This is a genomic window from Mycoplasma sp. 10961 (assembly GCF_055523525.1).
Genome location: NZ_JBVFVD010000001.1, coordinates 221,297 through 245,366, shown reverse-complemented (window position 1 = coordinate 245,366; position 24,070 = coordinate 221,297). Strand labels below are relative to the sequence as shown.

Here is a 24,070-nt window from a genome sequence, read left to right as displayed (position 1 = left end):
AAGCTTATTTTTATAATATAATATAAATTAATTATGGATAAATCGAAAATTAAAAATTTCTCAATCATAGCACATATCGATCATGGAAAAAGCACTTTAGCAGATCGTATTTTAGAATTAACTAAAACAGTTAGTGATCGCAATTTAACAGATCAATTTTTAGATTCAATGGACTTAGAAAAAGAGCGCGGCATTACCATTAAATTAAATGCAGTACAAATTAAGTATAAAAATTATGTTTTTCATTTAATTGATACACCAGGGCATGTCGATTTTACTTATGAAGTATCTCGTTCATTAGCAGCAAGCGAAGGTGCATTATTAATTGTTGATGCAACGCAAGGAATCGAAGCTCAAACTTTGGCAAATGTTTATCTGGCTTTGGAAAATAACTTAGAAATTATTCCAGTAATTAACAAAATTGACTTGCCTAGCGCAAATGTGGATGAAGTAAAGCAAGAAATTGAAGAAGTAATTGGGATATCAACTGAAAATGCAGTATTAGTTTCAGCTAAAACAGGTTTAGGAGTAGATAATTTGCTTGAAGCAATTGTTAAACATATTCCAAGCCCTGTTTTAGCTAATGATCATAAACCATTAAAAGCTTTGATTTTTGACAGTTATTTTGACCCTTATCGGGGAGTAGTTATGCTTGTAAGAATCTTCGAAGGAACTTTAAAAACTGGTGATAAATTTAAATTTATGTCACGCACTGATCAAAATAATTCATACCATGTAATTGAACTGGGGGTGAGAAATCCTTATGAAACTAAGAAAGATTTTTTAAGTGCAGGTGAAGTAGGGTGAGTATCAGCAGCTATCAGAGACGCAAAGGAAGTTAATGTTGGAGACACAATTACGCATATTGAAAATCCAACAAGCGAGGCATTGCCAGGATATAAAAAAATGAAACCAGTTGTCTTCACTGGGTTTTATCCAGTTGATACCAGGGACTATTCACAACTTAAAGAGAGTTTAGAAAAAATTTCTTTAAGTGATTCATCAATTACTTGAGAACAAGAGACCTCCAAAGCCTTAGGTTTTGGATTTAGAGTTGGATTCTTAGGTTTATTACACATGGAAATTTTACAAGAACGTCTTGACCGTGAATATAAAGTTGGGATCATTGCCACAAGTCCGAGTGTTGAATATAAAGTAACTATGACTAATGGACAAGTTGAAATGATTGCCAACCCTACTTTATTGCCAGATCGAACTTTTATTGATAAAATTGAAGAACCATACGTTGAAGCACATATTTTTATTCCTAATGAATATATCGGAAACGTTATGGAACTATGCCAAAATAAGCGGGGAATTTATAAATCTTTAGAAATGATTGATTCGCGCCGCAGCTCAGTTATTTATGAATTACCCCTAGCCGAAACAATCTTTGACTTCTTTGATCGCTTAAAGTCTACAACTAAGGGATATGCTAGCTTTGAATATGAATGAATCGGATACAGAGAAAGCGATTTAGTAAAAGTAGATATTTTACTTAATGGAGATAAAGTTGATGCATTTTCAATGATTACACACCGTGATAATGCATATGAAAATGCAAGGGAGTTATGTCAAAAACTAAAAAATGCAATTCCGCGTCAAAACTTTGAAGTACCAGTCCAAGCTACTATTGGTGGTAAAATTATTGCTAGAGAAACAATTAAAGCCTTTCGCAAAGACGTTACTGCTAAATTATACGGTGGTGATGTCACAAGAAGGCAAAAACTACTCAAAAAACAAAAAGAAGGTAAAAAACGAATGAAAAAACTTGGTAGCATTGATGTGCCACAAGAAGCCTTCTTGTCAATTTTAAAAACAAATATTGACTCAAAGAAATAGGAGAAATATGAAACCAAATTTAAAAGATAACTTTTTTAAACATATTAACCATGATTGGTTACAAACAACACAAATTCCAGCAGATCGTTCATCAATTGGATCCTTTGTTGAAATGGATATAAAATTAGAAGAATTATTAAAAGGACAAATTAACCAATGACACCAAGATAATTCGACTTTACCTAAAGATCCAGCAATGCATGAATATTTAAAATTTTATAGCATGATTTTAGATACAAAAAAACGTGATGAATTAGGGTGAAATCCAGTTAGAAATTATCTATCTAAAATTGAACAATTAACATCATTTCAGGATCTTTTTAATCAAGATCGCGAGTTTTGAATTTCATACCATAACTTACCTTTTGATATTGATATCTTTGAAGATTTCATTGATAATAAAAAACGTATTTTATGATTATCAAACCCTTCAAGAACCATCTTGCCTTCAAAAGAAACATATCAAAACCAAGATGAAGCAAATAAATTAATTGAAGTTTGAAAACAAATGGTTTTCAAACTCTTAGTTAGTTATGGTAAATCAGAGCAAGAAGTAACGACTTTAATTAATCAAGCTGTTGAATTTGATTTATTTTATAAAGATTATTTACTATCTTCAGTTGAACAAGCTAATTTTGTTGCTCTTTATAATTTACAAGAAAGAAGTAAAATCAAGGATTATTCAAAACAATATGATTTATTTAAAATAATTGACGCAATTTTTAAACAAGAAGTTGCAAGTGCTTCAATTATTAATCTAAAATTCTTTGAAAATTTTGACCAAATTTATAGCACTGAAAACTTTGCTAAATTTAAAGCCCATATGTTTATTTTTAATTTGCTTAGTGTCACAAATGATTTAACAGAAGAAATTAGAATACAAGCATCAAGATTCAAAAAAGCGCTATATTCAATTGATAAAGCGCGTAGCCTTGAAGATTTTGCATATGATAAAACTAATTCATTTTTTGGTATGCCACTAGGTATGTATTATGCCAATACCTTCTTTGGCAAAAAAGCTAAAGAAGATGTTGAAAAAATGGTCAACAGCATGATTAATGTATATAAGCAAAGATTATTGGAAAATACTTGACTTTCAAAAACAACTATTCAAAAAGCAATTGTGAAACTAGACGCCATTGAAGTAATGGTTGGATATCCAGAAGTTATCCAACCATACTACAGTCAATTTAAAGTTAAAACTTATCAAGAAGGCGGCAATATCTTTGAAAATGTCCAAAACTTTACAAGGTTAATAACAGAATATAAATTATCATTTTACTTAAAACAAGAAGATCGTAGATATTGAAGTATGTCGCCTGCAACAATTAATGCTTATTATAGTCCATTAAAAAATCAAATTGTCTTTCCTGCTGCTATTTTAGCATGACCTTTTTACAGCATTGATCGCTGTTCATCAGCGAACTTTGGCGGAATCGGAGCTGTTATTGCCCATGAAATCTCACATGGTTTTGATAATAATGGTTCCCAATTTGATGAAACTGGTGCTTTAAATAATTGATGAACTAAAGAAGATTTACAAGAATTTCAAGAAAGAGCAAAGTCTGCTATTGAATTATTTAATGGTCGGGAAACTCAATATGGTAAAGTTAATGGTAAATTAACAGTTTCAGAAAATATTGCTGACTTAGGCGGATTTAGTTGCGCTTTAGAATCTGCTAAATTAGAACCAGATTTTTCATTAGAAGAATTCTTTGTATCTTGAGCAACTATTTGACGCTCAATTTATAAAGAAGGTGCGGCAAAACGCCAATTAGAAACTGATGTTCACTCACCAACAGAAGTAAGGGCTAACGTTATTTTAGCTAATAGTGATGATTTTAGTAATTATTATAATATTAAGCCCAGCGATGGAATGTACGTTGAACCTTCAAAACGTGTTAAAATTTGATAATAAATTATTAACCACTTATGAAACTCATAAGTGGTTTTTATTGTGAATTTATAAAAAATATCAAATTCTATTTATATATATGATACAATTTTATTAATAAATAAAATTTATCAATATTTCTACATATTATTTATCTGAAGAATTTGACAAAATAGTTTCTGATATAAAAATAAATAAAGGTCAAATTGTAAGATGAATTAAATTATATTTAGAGCATTACAAACATATCAATATCATTGGCTATTTTTACTCAAAACAAATTTTAAACTTATTGGAGGGTTATGATCAAAATTGATAATTTAACAACTTTATTTGGTACAAAAGAACAAAGAGCATTACTTAATAATGCCAGCTTAGAAATTCCTTCAAATAAAATAACTGCTATTATTGGCCCTTCTGGAATTGGTAAAACAACGCTATTGTATAATATTGCCAAAATATTTAAACCAAATAGCGGAACAATACAATATTATGATGCAAATTTGCACGAAATCCAAAACCCAAAAATTGATCTAGTATTTCAAGATTATAATTTATTTGAAAATTTAAATGTTCTTGAAAATATACAAGTCGGAAATGGTGTTTTAGGTTTAAAGCTTAGCCAAGAAATTTTAGATAAACAAGCAAAGTTGATAAATATAACTCCAGAAACTTTAAAAAGTGATGTTAAACAACTTTCAGGAGGAGAAAAACAACGTGTTGCTCTTTTAAGAGCATTAAACCGCCAATCAGATTTTATCTTACTAGATGAACCAACTGGTAATTTAGATCCGAATAATTCAAAAATTATCTTTAAAACATTAAAAGAATTATCAAATACTAAAACGATAGTAGTAGTTAGTCATAACTATGAATTAGTGAAAGAATATGCAGATAAAATCGTAAAAATTCAAGATGCCAAATTAGTTATTGAAAAAGATGTTGATAATACTTTTAATGTTAATAATGATAGCAATAATTTAAAACATTTAGAAAAACCTTCTTTTTATAATAAATTTTGAATTGCCTCAAAATTTATTAAAAATGATTTAAAAACAAAAACTTGGCAAGTTATTTTAATTATTGCTACCTTTATTTTGGCATTATTTTCAACCTTAATTTCATATAACTTAAATATTGGTGCAACTCGGTTTTCACAATCTTTTGTTTCAGGTAATAACTTAGATTTAGCTTCTATTGCACACAAAAACTCTTCAAATTTTAATAATGATGAAATTAACGACTTAAAAAAGGATCAAAATGTAAAATATGTTTTGGGTGCAACTCCTAGTTCTGGAAACTTTGAATTAAAATATAATAATAATTCAGCAATTAGTTTTCAATATTTTGAAGTTAATAGCGATGATTTTTTCGTGCAAAGATTTAAATCTCTTAGCGAAGTAAAAGGTAGATTTATCCAAAGCAAAAATGAAATAGTCATTAATGAAAAATTTGCTAAAAAACTAGGTTTATTAAATCCCTTAAATCAAACTATTTCTTTACAACCATATTTAAATACTAATAATGAAACAATCTCCTTAAGAGATGATTTAAAAAGCATTAATTACCAAGTAAAAATAGTTGGAACTTTTACAACAGCTGAGTACCAAAACCAAGTTGATTTTTGAGTTCACCAAGACCTATTAAAAGATTCGAATTCTAAAATCTTTGATGTTTATGAAAAATATAATAAAGTATTCTCGGATATTTCCAAGCTTGAAGGCCTAGATAGTCACTTTGGTCCTTCGGCAAGTTTTCACCCAAATCAAACACTGAAAGATTTAAATGTTGATTTAATTGAAGGTAAAAAACCATCAAACTATAATGAGATTATTGTTTCCAGTGCTCTTGTAAATAGTGCCAAAGCAAACTTTGATTTTCAACTTAATGAAAAAGTTTGAGCCAGGTTTACTCCACAAGGATCAATAACTTTAAAAATTGTTGGTATATATGATTCTAATGAACTTGAATTTAGATACCATAATAATTTAATTGATGCATATTTCAAAAATAATATTTCAACTTTAAATGTCTTTTTCAAAACTGACCTAGGGTCAGATGCTTATAATATTGAATATTTAAAAAATTTATCAAATAAATATTCAATATTATCTGGACCTAGCACAACCATCTTTCAATTATTACAAAATTCTAAATTAACTCAATTAATTACTTTTGGACTCTTTTTAGTTTTTATAATATTGTTTACAAGTTTTTTAATCTCATATTTAAAATCACTATCAGATTCAAAACGAAAAAGCATTGGAATATTAAAAACATTGGGGGCAAAGTCAAAATGAATTATCTTTTATAATTCAATTCATGTCTTGTTTATTTTAGTAATGACACTAGTTATTGGCTTAATAATTGCTTTACCTTTAGCTAATATTGTTATCAACGCAATTACAGGCTTTAATGCATTAGAAGTTGATTTATTAAATAATTTTATTAACTTTAGTAGTTCATGATTATATTTATCAATTGTAGCTCTTATTATCTTTGCCATAATGTCATATTCACAATATAAAAAAGCAACCCATAAATTATTAAAATAAACTATGGTTTTAAAGAAACTTAACCTTAAAAACTTTTTTAAATCTTGAGTATTTTGATTATTTTTGATACTTACGCTATTATTAATATCCTTAATAATCTTTTTTCAATTTTATACAATCGTGAAAATAGATGGCGTATCAATGGAGCCAACATTATATAATAACCAAATTTTCTTAGCTAAAAAATCAAATCAAATTACTTATAATGATATTGTCATATTTAATTTTAAATCCCAATTATTAATAAAGAGGGTTATTGGCTTACCTGGTGATCAGATCTTAATTAATAATGATGAATTATTTTTAAATGGTAAATTTTTATTAAAATTAAATAATTCGTCGTTTCATAATTTAAATATTACAATTAACCAAAATAACTTTTTTGCATTAGGTGATAATTTAGCTAATTCATTAGATAGTCGCCATTTTGGACCTTTTTTAATTTCAGATATTAATTCAATACTTATATAGCCATTTATGCGTAATTTGCATAAATGGCTATTTCTTTTGGATTATTTAAAAGTCTGTTATAATACATGTACAAAAAAGCTCTAAAGAAATTTTTTAATAAAAAATAATAAAAATATTTTTGTTATTTAAAAATTTTATGCTATAATATTCTAGCAAACAAGCAAAGAGTGCCGATTTAGCTCAGCGGTAGAGCAGCTGGCTGTTAACCAGTTGGTCGTTGGTTCAATCCCAATAATCGGCGCCATTATATGGTCTGTTGGTGAAGCGGTTAACACACATGGTTTTCATCCATGCACGCACGGGTTCGATCCCCGTACAGACTGCCATTTATGGAAGATTAGCTCAGCTGGGAGAGCGTCGCCCTTACAAGGCGAATGTCATGGGTTCGAGTCCCTTATCTTCCACCATGCCGTCTTAGCTCAGTTGGTAGAGCAACTGACTTGTAATCAGTAGGTCGTAGGTTCGAGTCCTATAGACGGCACCAAATTTACATGTTTTACATTTTGCACGAATGGTGAAATTGGCAGACACGCTAGATTTAGGCTCTAGTACTTTCGGGTATGAGGGTTCAAGTCCCTCTTCGTGCACCACTTTTTTAATTTTTATTTTTTATATTTTTATATATCTATATCATTTTGGAAATCATTGTAGTAGAGGAAATTCCAACTTGTAACATTGAATTTGTTTAATCATAGAGCATGTTATTATAATTATTAATCATTTTTTTTATCTCGACTAAAGATTAGAATGTTTTAATTTCATGATCTCCTTTAAAGTTTTTTAATTAATTTTTTTGTTTTTATTTTTATTTTTATATCACAACACATAATAATACAAATTCAATAAATAATAATTAAACCAGCATTCATCATTATGCTGGTTTTCATTTTCTTTAAAACATAGTTAAAAACCTGGGGAAGCCCAGGTTTTTCTAATCCCTTGAACGAATTAATAATAAACGTACTACAACGTATAATAAGTGGAAGTAGTTATTTAATAATTCAGTAGTTCAAAAGATGGCATGAAATACTACTTTGTTATTAGCAAATAATTCAGCTTGGCGAATTTGTCTAAAGGCAAAGATACTATTAATTGTAAAGATCGCTCCTTGAATTAATAGAACTCAAAAGTATGCCCGGTAGACAAAAATCGAAATAACTGCCATGATTAAAAAAGCAACAAATAACATCCCCATTACGATTGATAATTTATGCACTGCAATATCGAAAAATGATAAAACTGCAGCAAGAGCCATTATTAAAACAGGTGCAAGCATAATCAAGACTAATGAACTAGGACTAAAGTTAGCTACTTCTTTAAGTAATAACAAGTGGAATAATCCGCTAAATAACATTGCTCAAAATACAATGCTTAAAGCAAGTCTGAGCCAATTCCAAACCTGCGAGCGTTTAGTTGACATAAACCATTGGACCATTGAAATCACAAAGATTCCAAGCGATCCAACAGATGTAAATAAAATTAAATGGTTTCCATTATTATTTACAATGATTTTCATAAAGAATGATAATAGTCCGCTAAAAACTAACATTCCTAATGCAAAACCAATGAAAATAATACCCCAAAATAAATTTCTGTCTCAAGTGAGACTATTTTTATATTTGTAATTTGTTATCATTATCTTATTATTATACATGATTATTCAAGAATAAGATAATGATAATTTTCTTTTAAAAAACAGTAATAATTTGGTAAAATACATACATATTTTAAAAGATAATTTTAGAGGAGCATAGCAATGTCAAATCAAAACAATACATGTATTTGTAAACCATTCTTTGGATGTGTTTGCAACCAAGAAGTTCCTGCCAAAGTAATTCAAATTGTTGAAGCTTTTGGAGGAATTCACAATATTAATGCTTTTAGTAATTCCGTTTCAGAATTAAGATATGACTTAAAGGATGTTTCACTTGTGCAAAGTGAAACATTAAAAACCTTAGGAGCAAGTAAAGTAACTATTTTTCAAGATACAAAACATGTTCAAGCCGAGTTTGGTGATGTAGTTGAAGAACTTAATTTTGAAGTTAGAAAATACGCACAAAAATTAGCAAGCCAAACAACTAATCCTAATAATTTAGTTAATGCAAATAATGAAGTAAAAAACACTCAAAAACACACTTTAAATACTTTAAATGTTTTAAGCCCAGTAGATGGACAAATCGTTGCTTTAAACGAGCTTAAAGACGGTATTTTTTCTGAAGGATTAGTTGGCCAAGGGCTAGCAATTAAATTAAGTCAAACTTCTGGTAAAATAGTTCTTAAGGCACCATTTAATGGAAGCATTACTAATTTACCAGCAAGCAAAAACCAATTCTTATTTGCTACTAAATGTGGAATTGAAGTTATTATAATCTTAGGTCAAGATAGTTATAAATTAAATGGAATTGGAATTAATTTATTAGCCCCAGTTAATACTGAGCTAAAAGCAGGTCAAGACTTATTTAAATTAAATTTAGATCAATTTAGTAAAGAACAAATTGATACACATCTCATCATTTGTGCAACGCATAGTTCTAGTTTACAAACAGTAGTTAATAAAGCGCAGGATCAAGTTAAAGTTGGTCAAAACTTATTTAATTTAGTTTAATTAAATATCATAAAAAAGAATTTTAGAGGCTTTGCCTACTAAAAATCTTTTTTATTTCACAACTTTTAAAAAATTTATATATATATTAAGGAGCATACTAATGAAAAAAAACACACATACAATTATTTTAATCAATGGAAAACGTCGCAGCGGTAAAGGTTTATTAACTAATGCTATTAAAGAACAATGCACTAAACTTTATGGGGAACATATTTATGTCTTATCTTTTGCTCAGCCAATCAAAGATATTACCCAACCGATTTTAAATGAACTTCGTTGGGACGGACAAAACAAAGAAGTGGTGCGCCCTCTTTGAATCGCAATGGGCGAAGTAGGTCGAAATATTGATAGTAATATCTGGTGTGGTAAAACATTTGAAAAAATTAAAGATACTGTTAATAATATCAAACCACAACATAAAAATAGTTTATATTTAATTGATGATCTACGTTTTCCTAATGAATTAGATTATTTTATTAAAAACGTTAAATTAATTAACGAAAACTCTGATGATAATCATAATATCAGAGTAGTCTCAATTCGTATTGAGAAATTTATGGATGCTGAGAAATTTGTTACTGGTGTTGATGATAATTCGACTGAAATTAGTTTTGATAAACTAACCTTTGCCTTTGACCATATTGTTCCCCAAGATATTTTAATTGACCGCAATTGAGCTGCTAATTTCCCAGCTGTTGAAGTAGTCGCTAAAACAGTAGTTGAAAACTTTATTAAAAACAATGGAAAACATAAAGCGTAAATATTATAATAATGTTCATTATACTATTGATTGAGATAACTCAGTAATTCATCTTAAAGATGAATTTTATAATGAACTTAAAACCTTTGATAAATGAAAGGGATTTAAGAAGATAGGTGGAAGTTCAGTAGGTGATATTTTAATTAAAGGAAATATCTTTAAAAGTGATTTTAAAGCCTATTGCCATATAGCCAGAATTAAAATGCCAGTATTAAGCAAAAAGTATATTAATGCTGGGATAATTTTAGAACCAAAAATCTTTAATGTACTACGAAATAAATATCCTAATTTAGAAATTCAAAACTTTGTTGCCCAGGAAGTAAATTACGATTATTTTGAAGGTATTGATGAAGTAATTAGCGGAGTACCAGATGGTTATATCCCAAGTTTAGAAACAATTTTAGAAATTAAAACAGCAGGCGCAAAAAAATATGATTTATGAGCCAAAGAAGGAATTGACCCTTCATACCGTAAGCAAGCTCAATTATATGCTTATTTAATGAGCAAAAAATTAAATAAGCAGATTAATAAATATGCAATTGTTGCAGCGTTTTTACAAGAAGATAAAACTAAAAATATTAATGATTATTTAACTCCAGATCTTGTTGATTTATATCAAAGACAAATTAAAGTATATTCATTTAACGTTAACCAAAACGAAGTTTTAGATGACATTAAATATGTTAAAAATTGGTATACACAATATACTAATCAACAAACTTCTCCTAAATTTAATATGTCGATTCATGCTGATGATTTAGAATACTTGGCATGCTCTAATGAGCAAGAATGAAGCAAGTTATTAGAAAAATGAAAAGCCCAAGGTAAAGCTGATCATGATGTAATGCCTTAAACCCTTCAAACCTTTTGTTTGAAGGGTTTTTATATGAAAAAAAACTAGGTTTAAAACCTAGTTTTTGTATTTATTAAGGGGTGGTAGAAGTTCCGCTTGTAGTGGGTTGAGCAGCTGAACTTCCTGAACCGCTTGAAGCTTGGGTATTAGATTTTGGTGGTGTAGAATTATTAACAATAGTTCCATCAATTGTGCCTTTTGCAGTTTGTGCAATATGCTCAATTAATTTATCAAATTTTTCTTCAGTTAATAATTTTATAAATTCATCTAATAACTCAACTGATTTAATATTAGAGTTCATTATTTCTTGGTAAATACTATTATACATAAAGTTATTATTTACTAGTCCAGAAACTGAATTAAGGTTTAAATCAAAACCATATTTTTCTTTAGCAAGTTTAATAACTTCTTGGTAGTATTTAGCTTTTTTATCTGAACCATCAGCTGCATTATTATCTAATGAATTAATCTTAGTTTTTAAAGTTGTTTCAAAGTTTTCTACTTGTGTTTTATATTCTTTGAATTTTTGTTTTACTTCTGTAATTTTATTATTTAATGTTTCTTGAGTATTTACTTCCATTAATTTTTCAGTAATATATTGATTTTTAATTACAAAAAATTCATTAATTAAAGTATTTAAATTTACTTCAGTATATGAACCTTTATCTGTAACATTAGCTACATTAAGGTTCATATGAGTTGTAGTAAGTTTAGGGGTTGAATCATTTGTTTTAGTAATTTCAAAGAATTTGGCTTTAGTGTCTTCTGAAATAGCAGCTCACCATGCTTTAAAACTTGATTCATATCTTTCTTTAAGTATTTTAAATTTCGGTTCAACTAATAGTTTTTCTAATTCTTCTATTTCTGCTTTAAAACGGCGTAAAGCACCATTTTTATCATAAATACTATTAGCAAATAAGTTATAAGCACCTAGTTCAGTATTTGCATTATTTGTATTAGTATTTGAATATTTAGATGCACTAGTTACATCAACTGCTTTAATATGCTTGGTACTTTGGGTTGTATTAGCAGCAGTATCAGTTGCAGTATCATTAAAAGTTGTATGAGTTGTTTGATCAGCGCGAGTATATGAATCATCAGAGACTAAATTAAGGAAGTGTTTTGAAACCACTTTTTTAGTAGCTGGATCATATATATTAATTACAAATGAAGCGTGGGTGATATTGTTATTTGCTGCCGTTCTTTTCAATGCTAAAGTATGAATATCATAGTATACATAAGGTTCATTAAAGTTATTTGCAGTTAGTGAGTTTTGTTGTTGAGTTCCACTATTATTATTTTGAATATTTAATTTATTAAATTCTAATTTAATTTTCTTCAAGATTTCCTTAGCATCAGTTTGTGCTAAATCATTGCCACTAACTTTATATGTTTTATAGAACTGGGCAATTGAATTATGAGTATTTAAATTAGTATAAGTTGTTTGGGTTGATGTGCTACCAGTATTAACTTGGTTTTCATTAAATGAATTATATTCATTTAATGGATGAGAAGTACTTTCTTGTGTTTGTGCTTTATTAGTTACTAATAAAGAATTAAGTAAATAATCTTTATGTGCAGCACTTAATGGTTCACCAACAATTTGGGTTTTGTAAATTTCTTGATCATTATATTTTACTGTAAAGTTATAATCTTTAGTTAAAATATTGTCTTTATGAGTTTCAATCGAACTTCATTCCATCCATTCTTTGACTTTTTTATGATTTTCATCTACGGAGTAGAGCTTAATATCTGAAAAACCAGTTAGGCGGGGTTTTTTATCTGATTTGTATTGGGACCCTTTTCAAGTTAGTTTAATATATTTTGATTTTACAGGTCTAAATGATATTGGGAGCATGAATATTGAGCCATTTGCGTGATCACGCACCGCTCCGCTACTTGAGCGAATTTGCAGTTGAGCGTTGGTTCGGAAATTGGCTACTACGTGATCACTTCTTTGTGACTGATTAATTTGGAACCAGTCCCATGGGTGCCTGTTGTTGTAATCATCTACTGCTCTCCAGTTCTGCCCGTCATCGCTATAGTATATATTATATTCTTGAGGTATGCTCGCTGCGTCTTCATTATATCTCCTGTTATAGTTATGCGTTCTAACTCGCATTTCAATTTTTCCCCATGTTTTATGTTGGTCGTCAGTTGCTTTGAAGGTAATGAAATTGTATTTTTCGTTTTGTTCTTCAATTGTTTTTTCAAATGATTTCCAGTTGTCCCACCTCGATTTCTCAAGCTCGTCTTGATCGAAAAGTTTTGGGAAGTTACTTGATTGGTATGTTGTACTCAAGGAATTTTCAGTCGTGATGTCAACTTTAGTATACACAATGGTATCACCCGTATTTGCAGCATTCTTTCCCGTCCCATTTTGGGTAGACAGGTTCAATTGTTTTCCAACAATTGAGAGATTATCATCAACAATTTGTCCACTTGAATCTTTGATACGGTAGTATCAAAGTCCTTCTTTAACTGGCAAGGCTAAAGTATTAAATTTGGCATTGTCGTCATTTTGATCATTGGTATTATCTTCTTTAAACTTCCATGTATTTTTTTGTTCTGGTGTTTGAGTTCATTCATATCAACCACCTACTGGTGGGGCAGGTAAAAGTTGTGAGAAGAACCGGTTAGTTCCTAAAGTTGCATAGTATCTGCGGCGCGTTAAAGTTGGTAAATTCTCTGTTTCAATAACACCTGTATTAGTAAATTCACGAGCTTGTTTACCAAATTCTTTTGGTTTCATTTTTGCATCATACTCTTGAATCTTTTTCTTAGATTCTTCAATTTCAGTAGTTAACTTTGCACTCGATCAATATTTAACGTTAGCATTATTGTTTCTAACATGTTTATCATACTCAGTTTTATGAGTTGTGTGGGCCTCTACCATCTTTTTAACTTCTTCATCAACTAAAGTATCATTAGTTAAATCTGCAATAATTGGATAGTGTGATTCAATATAAGTATGTAATTCAGTACGTTTTTGGCTAACATTAGTAATTTCAGTATTTAACCTTTGTTTTTCTTCTAAAAGCTTAGTTTCATTTGATAAAGCTTCTTTATTTACTTCATTGCCACTAGCTACATTATTAACATAAGCATTTTTTCAAGTAGTAGCTACTTCATTATCATTATGCATTTGGGTATTAGCAATGTTGTTAATTTCATTATAGATAGCTAATAATTTATTGTATTCAGTTTCTAAATTATTGGCGCGTGTTTCTAAGGTATTTGCAATATTTAGTTCATTTAAATTAGTTATTGGATTAGCTACTAAAATTTCATTACTTGAATGTAATTTATTAGTATATTCTTGGTGTTTAGTTTGAGCAGCAGTAATACGGTTAGTATATTGAGTAACACTAGTAATTCTTGCTTGAATTTTAGCAACGGTATTTAAATCTTCTCTTGTTACCCTTGCTGAATTAAAATCAGTTATTAAATCTTTATTTTCATTTAAGAATGTATCGTTAGTAAAAGTTGTTAAAACATTGTTTTTTAAAGCATTGTCAAGTTTAGTTACTTCGGCTTCTAAGCTAGCTCGATGATCTTTATAGAATTTAACAATACCAGTTAAACCTTTCGTATCATCACCAATATTAGCTAAATGTCATTGGGTGTCTTCTTTACTACGAGCATAAACAGCTGAATCATTATCAAATGGGAAGGTATATCCACCACTTGGTATCTTAGGTAAAATTGCATTAAATTCATTAATAAGATTATCCAAATTACTACGTTCAGTAGTAATTTGATTGATTAAGGCATCAATTTTTTCAATACTATTAATGCTTTCTTCATTTAAATCATTAAGTTTAGGTTCTAAACCTTTACGGGTATCATTTTCTAAACCTAATTTTGAAGTTAAATCTAAACGAAGTTGATCTTTTTTAGCATTTCAATCCCTGATAAATGTTTCAAGCTCAGTTTCAATAGCTTGAATGTGGTCTAAGGTTTTGGTTTGGTTTAAATCTTCTAATTTTGCTTTAAGGGAGTTTAGTGCATCATTGTTATTTGGAACATGATTAAACTTATCTAAAACCTCTTGTTTACGAACTTGGAATTGATCAAGAATTTGATCAATTTCTCGTTCTAATTCTTCTAATTTTAGAATACTTTGGGTTTTTTCATGTTTCTTGTTATTTAAAATATCTAAGTAAGCTTGTTTTTGAGTGTCATCTAAAATATTATCAACTTTAGCTTTAATTTGATTAATCTTATTATCTAATAAATTACGTTTGTCTTGTGCTCTTTGAATTAATTCATTAATTTTAGCTTCTGTTGCTGTTTCAGTTAAATCATTGAAATTAGCTGTATCTGGGAAATAAGGGCTAAATTCATTGTATGTTTCTGAATTTTGAGCAAAGTTTGCTTCCACATAAGTTTTTAATTCAGATGCTTTATTTTTTAGTTTTTCTTGCTCTTGTTTAACTTCATCAATTAAAGCTTGAATTTTTGCTTCTGAATTTTTAGCTGGATCTTTGAAGGCCAGATTTTGAATTTCTTGGAAGCGTGGGTTAAGTTTATGAACCTTAGCTAACTCTTGAGTTAATTCATTATTCTTTGTATAAAGTTTTTGTAATTCAGTTTCAATTTCTTGGATCTTAGCATCAATTTTATTTGTTGAATTTAATTCATCTGAATGGCTTGTCATTAATGCATTAATTTGGTCAATTAAAGCATGTCCTTCAGGTAAATCGTTTAATTTGTTTGAAAGTTGTGCTAATTTTTGATCGTGAGCATTTTTAGCTTGAACTAAAGTATCATAGATTGCTCTTATTTTGTCAACAGAATTTACTGATTCAGCAGTTTTATCATTAATTGCATTTAAAGCTGTAGTTTTAGCCTCAGCATTATATACTCAATTATTTGCAAAATCAGTGATTTTTGCAAATTCAGCATCTAATAAGGCTTGCTCAGCTAAAGCTTCTTGGGTTTTAGTTTCGTAGAATGATTTGTTTAAGGCATCTGCACCAGAATTATTATTAATACTTGGATTAAGAGTAGTTCTTACACTATTATTTGTAGGTAATTTTTCAACTGTAGTTTTGAAGGTTTCGATAGTATTATTTAAATCTGTGTATTTATCTTTAAGTAATTGTAAGTTAGTATCAGATTTAATATTATTAAAAGTTAATTCTTTTTCTACTTCGCTTTGTCTTGATTGAATATGACTTACAGTAGGCAAGTAAGTATTTTTAAATTCATCAACTCTAGTTTTAACAGTTTCCAAAGTAGTTGTATAAGCCTTAATTGCATTACCACCAGCAGGATAAATTTCATTATCTCTTTGGTTTTCAAATCCACTTCTAGCGGCTTCTGGTAAAGCAGCAATTAAAGCATCAATTTTTTTCTTTTCTTCAGCAAGAAGACGTTTAGCTTCTTCGGCTTGTTTCTTAATTTCTGTAATATCTCTGGTAGCATAAATTGCTTGAGTTAACTTATCTTTATCAGCATCTCAAAGTTTATTAATTTCGACTAAGGCTTCAGCGCGAGCAGTTTTAACCTCATTATCAACTACTTGCTCTTTAACACGTTTTTTAATCTCATTAATTTGAGCAACGCTAGTTGCTAATGCAAGCTCTTGCTCAAATTGAGTTCTTTCATTAGCTGGTAATTTATTAATTTCTAATTCAACTTGTTCTCTAGCTTGTTGTTTAATCTTAGTTTCTAAAGTATTTAGTTTGGTTCAAGTATCTGCATTATTTAATTCAGTTTGTAAGTTTGCTTTATCAGCTAATTCTAATTGTTCTAATTCAGCAGTTACTAAAGTTTTTTTATCTTCATAAAGTTTCGTTGCTTGAGTAACTACATCATTATGAATTGATTCAAGTTCTGAATCTTTAGCTTTTTGTAATAAAGTTTGGTATTCAGGAGCATTTTCAATTTTGGCTAAAGCATCTGTTGATTTTTTCTTGTATTCAGTTTTCAAATTATTAAGCTCGGTAATAACTGAATTATAATCTGTATCTGAAGAAGTATCACTTACTTTACCCAATAATTCATTGTATTTAGTTTGAGAAGTTCCATCTTTATCAATAGAATTTTCTAATAATGCTCTTGCATTAGCTTGTAAGTTGACTAAGTAGTTTTGAGCATCTTGTTTTAAATTATTTAAAGTATTTAATTCAGGTAATTGATCATAGTTAATAGTTGCTTTAGTTTGATTAAATTCATTTGATTTATTTGTTTCTTGAACTCTAGCAAGCAATGCATCAATTTCTTGTTTTAAAGCTTCTTTTTGGCTTGTATAATCAGCAATTGCATTAGCAATTTCTGAATCTAATCTTGCTAAAGCAGCTACTTTATTATCTAATTGATTTGCACCATCTGTTGGAGCAAAAGTATTTTGTAATTGTGATGAATATTGATTTTTTAAACTTTCAGGAAGTTTATTAATTTCTTCAAGTAAACGCTTTTGATTACTTGAAGCTTGTTTTGATTTAAGAGCAAAGTCTAAATCAGCAATTGTTGCATTTTCTGCATTCATTTTGGTATCAAAACCACTTGTATCAAAAGTATCTTGAGCAGTTAATGTGTTATATTGTGCAAGAACTTTCGCTTTATGATCATTAAATGCTTGGGTATATTCAGCAATTAAAGCATCAGCCTCTTGCTCAGTTAAATTAGCATTAAATTTAGCAGCAAAATTATTATAATCAGGATTACCAGCAAGTTTAGCTAATGCTGCATTAGCTTTAGTTTGTTTCTCAGCTAATGTTTGTTTCATTTCAGCAAGGATCGCTTCCACTTGTGCCTTAGTTGTTGCTGATGCAATTTGTGCTTTAAATTCATGAACATTGTTCATATTATTTGCAAAATCATTGGCTTCTTGTTTTTTAGCAGCTAATTCATTTGCTTCTTGATTTTTATGTTCATCAATTCTTGTTTCTAATTCGTTTAAGGTATTTAAATCAGGAGCTTGATCAATAGCAGATGCAAATTCTTCCTTTTTGGTTTGATCTTCAATATTTGCAATTTTATTTCTAAGAGCTGTTTTTTGTTTTTCAACTAAAATCTTTCCTTCAACTTCTAATAACTTAGCAAATGAATCTGCCGTTTCTTCTTTTAATGATTCAGTTAAAGTTGCTCTTTGAGCCTGAGTAAGTAATGGATCATTTAATGAATCAAGTAATGCTTGGCGTTTTTCACTATATTTAGTTTTCGCTTGATTTAAAACATTTTGTATCTCAGTATAAGATGTTTTATTATCGATTAATTGAAGCAAGGCTTCTTTTTCAGGGTGACCATCAAGAACTTTAGTTACTTCTTGTTTTGCTGTTTGTTTATGTGCTGCTAATTTAGTATCAATTTCAGTATTTAAAGCTGCAAAATCTTCAAATTTTTGAACTGCATTAATACGAGATTCTAAATCTGTAATTTCTTGTGGACTTAAAGAGTCTTTTTTAGTTAATAAACGTTGTTTTTCAGCTTCAAAAGCATTTTTATCAGCTTCTAAATCTTGTTCAAGGCGCTGTTTTAATTCAAGTAATTGATCAACTAAATTATTTGATCAATTAGCAACTGGGTTAGTACTTGAAACTAGTGCATCAAGTTGGGCTTGGTAATTTTGTTTTTTAGAATCACCATCTTTTTTAAAGCCATCTAACTTACTTACTAAATCAGCCTTCATAGCTTGTAAAGCGTGTGAATAATTATCAATTAATTCTGTTGCTGTATTTGAATCAAAAGTTTTTTGATCATTTGCTTCTTTTTGAGTAGTCACATCAACAAAGGCTTTAGCAAGTTGCTCTCTAATTTGAGATTGTGTTTGAGTAAATGCATTTTGAATCTCTTGTTCAAGTTGCGCATATTCAGCTTCAGTAAGGGTTCCTTTGTTTTGCTCTAAATTATCTTTAATTTGGTTATAAGTTCTGCTTAAAGGATTTGAATTAGCGATAACACCAGAAGGTTGTTCTAGTTTTTTAAGTTTTTCTAAAGCTGCAGTGTTTTTTTGCTCTAAGTATTGTTCAAGTTCTTGTTTTAATGTTTCAAGTTCTTGTTTTTGGTTTGATTTAATTTTCTCTTGATATTCAGCATATTTTGCATTATCAGGACTAATTCGATCTAAGACTTGTTGAGCTGCTATTCTCGCTGCTTCTAATTCGCCTTTATCTTTTTTAATTTGCTCATTAATCTTTGTTTCGAGTGCTTTAACTGATTCGCCTCTGCTTGTTAAAGCACTAATTTCTTGAGCAAGGCTTGCTTTTTCCGCTTGATCTAAAACATTTTCTAGTAATGCACTAAGAGCTTCTTTATCTTGTTCTAATTTAACTTGCTCTTTAAGGTCGTTTAAATCTTTAATAGTGTTTTTGTTCGCTAAAGCAGTTTCAAACTCAGCTTTTTTAGCTGGGTCTTTGATTTTAGCTATTTCGTTATTTACATTATCTTTTACACCATCAAATGCAGCATTGGCTTGCGCAATGATTTCATCAAGTTTACTTTCTTGTTTTTGTTCACCCATTGCTTGTTGCATTGAATTTTTAAGTGTTTCATCACCTTCAAGTCGATTAATTGCAGCTTGACTGCTAGCACGTTTTTGATTAATATAATCATTAATACGAGCTTGTAATGCCGCTAAGTCATTTTTATCACGGATGTTATTTAATTGTTCTTGTAATTGGTTTTTTAACTCATTATTAACATTAATATTAGCAAGTAAATCATTAACAGGTGTTTTATCTTTTTCTAATTCTTTATTGTAAGTTTCTCTAGTTGCTATTTCTTGTGTAGTTCTTTCTAAATCTTCTAATGAACTAGAATTATTGATTTTATCAATAAAACCTTGAATTTGGTCTTGGTATGTGGCATTTGCACGCACTTTAGCAATTTGAACTTCTTTTGCTTCTTGTAAGGTTATTGCGGGTGTTAATGCTGTAACTTGTGTTAAAGAACTTGCATTGTCTAAGCGTGCTTGTAAAGCTGCTTTTTGCACAGGATCATCTAAAGCATCAATACGAGCTTGTAAACTGGCTTTAACATCAGCTAATTCTTGGCGAGCCTGATTAATAAAGTTGTTTAATTCTGCTTCACTAGAAATATTTGATAATGTTGCTAGTTTATTTTCATATGATGCTTGTAATGGTGAACCAGCAATGATTTTGAAAGCATCTTGTGCTGTTTTATATAAATTATTTAACTTAGTCTTATTTGCTTGATCTAAAGCTTTAATTGCGGCAAAATCACTTGCTTGATTAATTAATACACTTAAAGCTGATTTGTCATCTAGTTTTTGTGCAAAATCAATAGCATCAGTTTTAGCAGCATTTAAGGCAGCTACTAACTCAGCTTCAATTGCATTAAATTCACTAATACTACTTGCATTATTAGCTTTAGCTAATAATTGGTGTTTTAAATTATCTACTTCTTGTGTATTTAAAATGCTATTAATTGATTCAATTAAGTTATCTTTAGCTCTTGCTAGAATATTATTAACTTGAGCAATTTTGTCTTCTAATTCTGCTTGAGTTTCTAAAGTTTTTTGTTCTTCTAAAAATTGTGCTTGTTGCTCAGGGGCAAGCTTAGCAATTGCATCAGATAAATCATTATTTAAATTATCTAAAACATCTTGACCTTGCTTGGTTATATCAGCTAAGGCTACAAAAGTTGAAGCATTATTTAGCGCATTTTCCAATTCTTCACGAAGCGGGTTATCAATTCTTAATTTAGCTAAAGTTGCAAGGCCCTCGCGACGTGAATCTTGAATTCTTGATTCTTGTAATGCTAAATAATTATTAACATTAGCCAGTAAATTATCAATTGAACCAATTGAATGAGGATTTGCTAATTCTTGTTCATATAATTTAATAATTGCTGGGTCTTGGATTGCTGCTAATTTTTCTTGAATTGTAGCCTTAGTTTGGGCAACGTAGCTAGTTTCTTGAGCTAGTTTTTCTTTAACTTCAGATAATAATTGGTCAACAGCTTCTTTATCTTGAGCAGTTGAAAGTTTTTTAAGATATTCATTAACTAAAACTTGATCATTAATTTTTTCTAGTTCTTGTGCTGTTTCTTTTTTAACTTCTTGTAATTGTGATGATTTTTCAATATTTGCTTCAATAGCAGCAACATCGTTAAGACTCTTAATATCTTGTGCTAATAATGCTAAACCTTTTTTATTAGGGTTATCATAATCTAAGTCATAAATTTTCTTTAATAAATCATTTTTAGCATTAGTTACTTCTTGTTCTAACTGTGCTAATTTATCTTGCACTTCACCAGGATTTAATGCTTCTAAATCAAGGTTCTTAGATTCATGTCCATCTGGAAGATTATTAACTAATTCTGCTAGTTTTGCCTTGTTTTGTGCTAATTTTTCTTTAGCATTAGCAATATTATTTTTAGTATTAGTCAAATTATTAACTAATGAAGGATTTAAATAATCACTAATGAAATCAAAGTTTTGGGCACCAGATTGTTCACCTAAATCACTTATTAAATCATTAGCACCTCCTAATAATTCTAATAAATCACCTTTTAAAGCCGTATTTTCAGCAAATGCATCGTTTAATTTTGGTGCTAAACTTGCATAAATTGCCTCTAATTCTGCTTTAGTTGTATTTGGATCAAGTAATTTATTATTAATTTCTTCAAGGTTATCGAAAATTGTAGCGGCATTAGCTCCAGCTTGGCGAATTACACTTGCAATTTGATTACGAAGTGGTGTTTTATTTTGTAATTCATCTAATAAATTATCAATTGTTGCATCATTAACTGGATCAGTAGTTAAAGACAGTTTTTTCTCATTTGATAATTTAAAGCCAAGGTCTTTAGCAATTGCAGCAAGTGCTTCTTTTTTCTTGTCTTCTGGAATTGAAGAATCAGATTTAATTTTAGTTAAAGAACCAAGAAGAATATCCCTGGTTTCATTTGGAGATTTTTTATCTTTTTGTGCATTATATGAATCTAATACTTCTTTTAGCTCAGGAATCTTAGCTAAATTAGCGGCAAGATTTTCATTATCTTCAATATTTCTATTTAAGTTATTAAATTCAGCAATTGCTAAGAATTTTTCAGTATCAGTGCCTTCTAAATCAGCTAATAATTTTGCTTTTTCTTTATACTCAGGAATTTTAAGAGCACCATCAGTTAATTGAGCAAATTTTGCTTTATTAACTTCAGTTTGTAATTCTTTAAGTTTTACTTGAGATTGTGCTAGTTTTTCTTCATATGGTAAAGTTGTATTTTTGCTTAATGCTTGAATTTCTTGTTTTAATTTTGTGATTGCTTCATTTTCTTTAACATTCGCTAATTGATTTTGTAATTTAGAATCAATAATAGAATTTAGAGCATCTTTTTTTAGTTCTTCAAGTTTTGCTAATACTTCTGATTCAGATGAATTAAGTGGTAAAGTTGCATCAAAATTATCAATTCACTTTGCTTTAAATTCAGGGTTATTTAATAAAGCATCATTGGCTTTAGCATACTTTAAAACTGCATCACGTTCTTGACGTAAAACATCATTAATTGAATCTAAAGCACGTTTGTAAGCATCAACATTATCTTGATCAATAACGTCTTTTAAAATGCTATTTTTTAATTTAGAATTATTTGCTAATTTAGCTACAGCTTTGTCAAATTCTTTTTTAGAATCATCATAAATTTTATATGCTTCATCTTGAAGTTTTTTAACATCCTCAACTGAAGTTAAATCATTTAATTTTGCTTTTAGTTTTGTTTTTAATGGTTCATTAATTAAGTCTAAAACTCCATTTGTATTATCTTTAGCTCTTTGTAATCTAACTTGGTTAATAACTTCCTTACGTAAGTTATTTAAATCAGTATTTGAAGATGCGTTTTCGAGATCTGATAATAATTTTGCTTTAGTTTGTTCATCAAAGGTTGAACTGTTAATAATTTTCTCAATTTCATCTTTTTTAAATTTAGCTAAAGCACCTTCTCCAGAATTAGCCTCTAATAATTTCTCATATTCGTCTTTCAAGTCTTGTGCTTTTTTAATAAAATCATCGGCATTTGTATTTGCTTTAAGCTGTGCAAGTTTATCTCTTAAAGTTGGATCCTTAATTTCATTATCTAAAAAATCAAGTTGTTTAATAAATGATTCTTTTACGTCAACATAATCAATTTGCACTTGTTCTTGCACTTGAGCAAAAATAGTTGGTAATTCATTTAAATTAGCATTTCTAATTTTTTCTAATAATTTATGACGTTGAATTGGATTTTCAATTTGATCTGCAAGTAATAAAGCTTCATTATATTTTTCTAGTGAACCTTTTAATGATTCTTTATCTTTAATTGTTTTAGCTTTATTGAATTCATCTAAATACTTAGCTTTGTTTTCAGGAGATAGTTTATCAACCACACTTGAATTAAAAGCATCAAGTGTGGTTCTTTGGTTTGCTTCTTTTTCTAAAGTTTCATTAATTAATGCACTTGCTTTGACAAATGATTCTTCAGTTGCAGTTGGATTTTTAGAAGAATCAAATAAATCTTTAAAAGATGCACGAACTTTATCTTTATCTTCAATATCTTTTGCCTTAGCAAGGTTATTTTTATTTGCTTTAATTAAATCACGATTTTTTATATTTCTCGCAAACTCTTCTTCGCTACCTAATGCAGGGAAATATTCTTTCTCAATTCCAGAAGCTGCCGAAGCATCCTCAAGCACTTCTTGGGTTGTCACATAAGCATATTGATTTAAATTAGCATTGATCTTTTGTAATTCTTGAATAGTTTTCTTGCTTAAAACTCCACTAAAGTTGATATTTGCAATATCAACTGAAGCACCTAAAATGAGTTTATCTTCATCAGATAATAATTCTAACTTACTTTGAATTAACTTTTTCAAGTTGTCAAATGTAGTAACATTTTCTTTATGTTTAGTTACTGTTGTATAGCCCAAAACTCCGGTGATACCAGCTGCTGTTGTTAAAAAAGCGGCACCACCAATAATAATGGCTTTTTTCTTGTTGTTTTTCTTTTTAGTCTCTTGACTCATGTTTATCCTTTCTATTGCATATATATATATATATATATATATATAAAGTGTAAAAAATATGCTTTAAAAATTATACAACTTTGTATAAAAAAGTTAAGAAAATCACCTAAAAATGTATTTTAGGTG

9 protein-coding genes and 5 tRNA genes are annotated in these 24,070 nt (G+C 29.1%); 12 read left to right on the top strand and 2 right to left on the bottom strand.

Going from position 1 to position 24,070, the window contains the following annotated elements; all coding sequences use genetic code 4:
- Nucleotides 1-33 precede the first annotated feature (33 nt).
- The 9 genes from lepA (at nucleotide 34) to AC0B4T_RS01090 (ending at nucleotide 7,352) form a co-directional block, all read left to right on the top strand.
- Nucleotides 34-1,842, top strand: coding sequence for a translation elongation factor 4 (gene lepA, locus AC0B4T_RS01130; RefSeq protein ID WP_465102769.1), 1,809 nt, complete (start codon nucleotides 34-36; stop codon nucleotides 1,840-1,842).
- 7 nt (nucleotides 1,843-1,849) lie between these two features.
- Nucleotides 1,850-3,757, top strand: coding sequence for a M13 family metallopeptidase (locus tag AC0B4T_RS01125; protein WP_465102768.1), 1,908 nt, complete (start codon nucleotides 1,850-1,852; stop codon nucleotides 3,755-3,757).
- 281 nt (nucleotides 3,758-4,038) lie between these two features.
- On the top strand, nucleotides 4,039-6,291 hold the full coding sequence (locus AC0B4T_RS01120) for an ATP-binding cassette domain-containing protein (protein ID WP_465102767.1): 2,253 nt from the start codon (nucleotides 4,039-4,041) through the stop codon (nucleotides 6,289-6,291).
- Between the two features lie 3 nt (nucleotides 6,292-6,294).
- Complete coding sequence (gene lepB / locus AC0B4T_RS01115) at nucleotides 6,295-6,762, top strand: signal peptidase I (RefSeq protein WP_465102766.1); 468 nt, start codon at nucleotides 6,295-6,297, stop codon at nucleotides 6,760-6,762.
- 169 nt (nucleotides 6,763-6,931) lie between these two features.
- Nucleotides 6,932-7,006 (top strand) — tRNA-Asn (locus tag AC0B4T_RS01110).
- A gap of 6 nt (nucleotides 7,007-7,012) precedes the next feature.
- Nucleotides 7,013-7,088 (top strand) — tRNA-Glu (locus tag AC0B4T_RS01105).
- A gap of 5 nt (nucleotides 7,089-7,093) precedes the next feature.
- A tRNA-Val gene (locus AC0B4T_RS01100) sits at nucleotides 7,094-7,169 on the top strand.
- Nucleotide 7,170: 1 nt separating this feature from the next.
- Nucleotides 7,171-7,246 (top strand) — tRNA-Thr (locus AC0B4T_RS01095).
- 21 nt (nucleotides 7,247-7,267) lie between these two features.
- Nucleotides 7,268-7,352: transfer RNA gene (locus AC0B4T_RS01090), tRNA-Leu, on the top strand.
- A gap of 341 nt (nucleotides 7,353-7,693) precedes the next feature.
- On the opposite strand, the gene AC0B4T_RS01085 is transcribed toward AC0B4T_RS01090, so the two are convergent.
- Nucleotides 7,694-8,398, bottom strand: coding sequence for a hypothetical protein (locus tag AC0B4T_RS01085; protein ID WP_465102765.1), 705 nt, complete (start codon nucleotides 8,396-8,398; stop codon nucleotides 7,694-7,696).
- 120 nt (nucleotides 8,399-8,518) lie between these two features.
- On the opposite strand from AC0B4T_RS01085, the gene AC0B4T_RS01080 reads away from it, so the two are divergent.
- The 3 genes from AC0B4T_RS01080 to AC0B4T_RS01070 all read left to right on the top strand — a co-directional run bounded on the left by AC0B4T_RS01080 (nucleotide 8,519) and on the right by AC0B4T_RS01070 (nucleotide 10,980).
- Nucleotides 8,519-9,367 (top strand): PTS glucose transporter subunit IIA, encoded by an 849-nt coding sequence (locus AC0B4T_RS01080; RefSeq protein ID WP_465102764.1) that lies wholly within the window; start codon nucleotides 8,519-8,521, stop codon nucleotides 9,365-9,367.
- A gap of 100 nt (nucleotides 9,368-9,467) precedes the next feature.
- Nucleotides 9,468-10,127, top strand: a complete 660-nt coding sequence (locus AC0B4T_RS01075) for a hypothetical protein (protein ID WP_465102763.1) — start codon at nucleotides 9,468-9,470, stop codon at nucleotides 10,125-10,127.
- Nucleotides 10,108-10,980 carry an MAGa7180 family putative nuclease gene (locus AC0B4T_RS01070; RefSeq protein ID WP_465102762.1) on the top strand — a complete coding sequence of 291 codons (873 nt, stop codon included), beginning with the start codon at nucleotides 10,108-10,110 and terminating at the stop codon, nucleotides 10,978-10,980. The genes AC0B4T_RS01075 and AC0B4T_RS01070 overlap by 20 nt, the downstream gene beginning before the upstream one ends.
- A 73-nt stretch (nucleotides 10,981-11,053) precedes the next feature.
- Here AC0B4T_RS01070 and AC0B4T_RS01065 read toward each other — a convergent pair whose 3' ends face one another.
- Entirely contained in the window at nucleotides 11,054-23,944 is a 12,891-nt protein-coding gene (locus tag AC0B4T_RS01065; RefSeq protein ID WP_465102761.1) for a hypothetical protein, read from the bottom strand.
- Nucleotides 23,945-24,070 lie beyond the last annotated feature (126 nt).